Here is a 4384-nt window from a genome sequence, read left to right as displayed (position 1 = left end):
TACGCGCTCCGCAGCCGCATCGAGTGCTTCATCAACCGCCTGAAGAACAACCGCCGCGTCGCCACTCGATATGACCAAACCGCCAACAGCTTCTTCGGCTTCGCCGCCCTGTCCTCAATCCGCCTATGGATCAGCTTTGTCCACGCATCCTAGGTGGCGCAGCCTTTCAGTGAGGCCTGGAACCTGACGGCTGGCGAACTAACGCTTTATTCGCCGAGCCATAACAGGTGTTTGGGAGCGCTGCCGGAGTTGGTTCAGCAGCGTGACACGGCGCTCGGCCCGATCTCCCTGCGTGATTGCGGCTGAACGCGGAGGGGCAATCATCTTTGAACTCGCGTTCCGCCACACGCGTGACCTGCTCCCGCTGCACATGGCCCGTTCGACCAGCTGCCGGACATGCCGCGCCGGATCATCGGCGACCGCGTCTGCGTCCGATACCTTTTGCGGGCGCATTTCATAGGGCGCAGGATCCGCTATCCGGCCTACGCGAAGGATGCACCGGTTGCTTGTTTCCATATGATTTTGGGAAGTCATTCTCAGGAAAAGAACCTCTGGGCGCGCGCCGCGGCCATCCGTCAAGAGAAGACCGCCCTCTCCTTCGCCATTCTCTGGCTCGCGGCCGCGGCCGATCAGATCCAAGTCCGATAGCCCGGAGGCAGTGTGAAAGCTACTGATGAATAAACAACAGAAATCTGGTCAGTTCGCGCAATGATTACAGTGTTACGTAGATTTCCCGTTTCCTTTGCGGGCAACTAGTGGAAATCTCGACACAGGACCTCGGGTTGCTACCGAGTGCTCTGAATCCCAACACGTCTTGTATTCGTTTAGAGATACCGTTGCTGGTCGGTACGGGCCGTCGCGGGAAGTGAAGAGAGTACGGTGCGTTAGGGTACAATTTTACGGTCGACGCCTTGCATGATCAGCCTATATCATCCATGTATTTGATTATCAGATCGTATGGTTCGGCCTGCTCTCCTTGCTCGATATCATTGAGCGCCGAGCCCGGTGTCCGTGTCCCCCTGAGGTTTGACCTGCTGAGCTATATTGGTCAGCAGATGTTTCTCGATTGGAATTCCGCTATGCCGACAGGTACCGTGAAGTGGTTCAATGCCACAAAGGGTTTTGGTTTCATTCAGCCGGATGACGGTTCGAAGGATGTGTTTTTGCACATCTCCGACGTTCAGCGCGCCGGCATCCAAGAGCCGCGCGAGGGCGAGAAGCTCTCTTACGAGCTTCAAAAGGGCCAGCAGGGCAAGGTTTCGGCGGGTAACCTGAAGCAGGGCTAAGCACTGTTTGGAGTGAGCTTGACCTGCTCACTCCAGGCTTCGACGGAACCGCTTTGGAAACCCCCCTTGCTTATGGTGGGGTGCCAGGCCTCTGTCCGAATCGCACCGGCCTTAGTCCGCATTTTGGATACTTCTCTCGAAATGCATTCAATCCTTAGCTAGTTTCTTTTTCTGCGGCTACTTCATTCCGGTCGAACAAGGCGCGCGGGCAGCCCAGTTCGGCAGTTTCGCGTCCCGCGGGGACAGATCATGAGGCAGCCACATCGCTTCTCCATCGGGCAAAATGTTGTTCTTACGCCGATAAAGTATGGTGCTGTCGCGCCGGCGGGGACATACATCGTGGTTCGCCTGTTGCCGAATGATGATCTTGATCGTGAATATCGCTTAAAGCATCAGCATGATGGCCATGAGCGTGTTGTGCGCGAGAGCCAACTTCGTGCTGGTCCGGCGTCGCCGTTCAACTGACACTTCCGATTTCGGGTGGCGCTATCCGTTGCCTGAATCTTTAGCTACTAAACCTCACAGCTACGGTTGAGCCATGTCTAAGTCCGAGCCAAAGCTACCCGTCCCTCCTTCAGCCGCTTTGGCTACAACGGAGGAGATCGCCTACCTTGCTAAGCGGCATCACGTCTCACCTGCTATTGTGCAGGAGATCATTCGTCGAATTGGTTCTTCAGAACGCTCAGCAGTAGAGCGCGAGATCCGAAAGGGACTTTCGAGGCGGTAACCGCCGCACATCGAAATGCTGGATTCATTTGACAGAAAACTGTAAATTCCCAGCACTACGCTCGTAGTCTTCATCCGGAGGCCTTGTGTGCTTCCATATCTGCTTTGCACCAACGACAGATATGCAGCCAGAGTAATCGTGGGCGTTGCCATGGTACTCTGCGAACGATCAGGCACGACGTTGCAAGTACTTTTTAGAGTGGTTTCCGCACCTTCGGAATCGTTGAGGATGCACATCAGCACGGTTTTCTGATTCATGCTCTGTGCCGGGTCGAGGAGGCCGGCATGGATGCCGCGAGTGCTATCATAGGATCTTCGAGAGCGGGTGATCGCCGCTGTTGATGGTGGGATGTCGTGCCGAGCCGCGGCAGCATGGTTCGGGCTCAGCGCGGCGAGCGCGATCCGCTGGCAGCAGTTGGTTCTTCAGAACGGCACGCCACCGAGCAGGACCGCCCGGACGTCCTGAAGCAGCGCAAGGAATGGTTCGACGGTCAACTCGATCTCAATTCCGAGCGGCTGGTCTTCATTGACGAAACCTGGGCCTCCACCAACATGGCGCGCGAGCTCATCCTGTGCGTCCTCACCCACAACCTCATGATCCTCAGATCCCGGCCAGAAAGGTCTCAACAGAGCATCCCAGGCTTCGAATGATCGTCTTCAACAGTTCCAAGGGCGTCGCTCTGGCCTGGGCAAAGTAGATGAAAAACCTTAGCGTCCTGAGCCAGTTCGCCCGATCGGTTCATTCGCACTCAATCCTCGGCCGTTCCGTCGCAGGGACGCGCCTGCCGTCCTCAAGGTGCCGCCACACGCAGGCGCCAAAGCGAAGTTGTCTCGCGAATTCGTGCGGCGTGCAGCAGGTCGCTGGTGTCGAAGACCTTGGCGTGTCGCGGCTGAATGTCGAGCCGCTCGATAACCGCCAGTCCGGCCGCCTTGACCATGTCTAAGAACTGGTCGCGGCTACGCAGGCCAAGATGTTCTGCAAGGTCGGAAAGGATCAGCCAGCCTACGCCACTTGGCAACAGATGCTCCGCTAACCCGTCCAGGAATCCGCGCAGCATGCGGCTTTCCGGATCATACACCGCTTGCTCCAGCACCGAGGATGCCTTGCCCGGCAGCCAGGGTGGATTGCAGACCACCAGGCCGGCGCGCCCCGGCGGAAACAGGTCGGCCTCTTGGACTGCGATCTGTCCAGATAGGCCTAGCCGCTCCACATTGGCGCGTGCGCACGCCAAGGCACGCGGCGAGAGATCGGTCGCAACGATGGCCGGGACTCCACGTCGAGCCAGCACGGCTGCCAGCACGCCTGTACCGGTGCCGATGTCGAAGGCGTTCTCTCCTGCCGGCAGTGGCGCACGGGCGACCAACTCAAGGTATTCACCTCTAATCGGGGAGAACACGCCGAAATCCGGGTGAATCGAGGCGCCACCCAGCGCCGCGATGGGCACACCCTTTCGATGCCATTCATAGGCCCCGATCATGCCTTGCAACTCGCGCAGTGATATCATGGCCTCACCTGCAGGCATGCTGCCGAGCGCGTGATGCAAGGCTGCGCGCACATCCGGGGCACGCCGCAGGGGAATGGCCTGGGCTGTATCGAGCGGGATCAATACCATGCCCAGAATGCGGGCGCGATGCGCTTGGCCTTGCCGATAGCGGTTGAAGCGCTCGCGCATGGGCATGTTGTCGGGCAGGCGACTGCGTGCCGCACGCCTGTCGAGGCGACGCGCCAGCGCCTGAAGCAGTTGCCGGGCATTCTGGAAATCGCCGCGCCACAGCAGCCCGAAGCCCTCGCAGGTCAAACGGAAGGCATCGTCAGCGCGCACCGTATCATCCACGGCTTGGACGCGTCGGGGAGGGAGAGTGCCCGATCCGGACAGCCAAGCCGCGTCACGGGCAGTGCCGCCTTCGGACCATTCCAGGCGGGGCACACTCATGAGCACTGCGGCGCGCCCAGAACGCACAAGGAGGTAAAAGGGGCCATCGGCGGCATCTTTCAGAAAGGACAGGCGTCTTTAACGCGATCCGCCGGATAGGACAGGGGATCGCGGCTTTGTATCTCGCATCGCGAGACGCCACCCAGTCACATGAAAGGTAGTGAATCTTAGGTAGGGGACTCATTTAGATCCACTCCGTGACGACAGCGACGAGGGCGAGCGCGGCGAGGAAGTTCTGAGCCAACCGGTCGTAGCGAGTGGCCAGCCTTCAGTTCGTCAGGCGGCAGAACAGGCGCTCGATCTGGTTTCGGCACTGGTAGGCGCGCTGGTCGAGTGGGCAAGGTTTGGTGCGGGTCGCGGTGAGGGGATGACGGCTTTGATGCGGCGCGCCCTGAGCCAGCGGCGCAAGCTCTCCGCATCATAGGCTTTGTCGGCGAT

4 protein-coding genes and 2 pseudogenes are annotated in these 4384 nt (G+C 59.2%); 5 read left to right on the top strand and 1 reads right to left on the bottom strand.

Annotation, left to right across the window (positions count from 1 at the left end):
• Nucleotides 1–396 precede the first annotated feature (396 nt).
• The 5 genes and pseudogenes from D2K64_RS24815 to D2K64_RS26370 form a co-directional block, all read left to right on the top strand.
• Nucleotides 397–648, top strand: a complete 252-nt coding sequence (locus tag D2K64_RS24815; RefSeq protein ID WP_157986077.1) for a hypothetical protein — start codon at nucleotides 397–399, stop codon at nucleotides 646–648.
• Between the two features lie 431 nt (nucleotides 649–1079).
• Nucleotides 1080–1286, top strand: a complete 207-nt coding sequence (locus tag D2K64_RS22910; protein WP_120010692.1) for a cold-shock protein — start codon at nucleotides 1080–1082, stop codon at nucleotides 1284–1286.
• Between the two features lie 249 nt (nucleotides 1287–1535).
• Nucleotides 1536–1751 (top strand): hypothetical protein, encoded by a 216-nt coding sequence (locus D2K64_RS22905; protein ID WP_120010691.1) that lies wholly within the window; start codon nucleotides 1536–1538, stop codon nucleotides 1749–1751.
• A 586-nt stretch (nucleotides 1752–2337) separates the two neighbouring features.
• A pseudogene (locus tag D2K64_RS26375) lies at nucleotides 2338–2421 on the top strand (hypothetical protein); the annotation flags it as partial.
• A 23-nt stretch (nucleotides 2422–2444) separates the two neighbouring features.
• A pseudogene (locus D2K64_RS26370) lies at nucleotides 2445–2573 on the top strand (IS630 family transposase); the annotation flags it as partial.
• Between the two features lie 230 nt (nucleotides 2574–2803).
• On the opposite strand, the gene D2K64_RS22895 reads toward D2K64_RS26370, so the two are convergent.
• Nucleotides 2804–3835: a methyltransferase gene (locus tag D2K64_RS22895; RefSeq protein ID WP_202910803.1), complete on the bottom strand. Its 1032-nt coding sequence runs from the start codon at nucleotides 3833–3835 to the stop codon at nucleotides 2804–2806.
• Between the last annotated feature and the right edge of the window lie 549 nt (nucleotides 3836–4384).

The organism is Teichococcus vastitatis (assembly GCF_003604215.1).
In the GTDB taxonomy this organism is placed as follows: Bacteria; Pseudomonadota; Alphaproteobacteria; order Acetobacterales; family Acetobacteraceae; genus Pseudoroseomonas; species Pseudoroseomonas vastitatis.
The sequence above is the reverse complement of the archived record's forward strand: the minus strand, read 5'-3'. Positions and strand labels throughout refer to the sequence as shown.

Excerpts from the sequence above, each read along its gene's own strand:
- D2K64_RS24815 (WP_157986077.1), top strand. The coding sequence starts at position 397 with ATGCCGCGCCGGATCATCGGCGACCGCGTCTGCGTCCGATACCTTTTG.
- D2K64_RS22910 (WP_120010692.1), top strand. The coding sequence starts at position 1,080 with ATGCCGACAGGTACCGTGAAGTGGTTCAATGCCACAAAGGGTTTTGGT.
- D2K64_RS22905 (WP_120010691.1), top strand. The coding sequence starts at position 1,536 with ATGAGGCAGCCACATCGCTTCTCCATCGGGCAAAATGTTGTTCTTACG.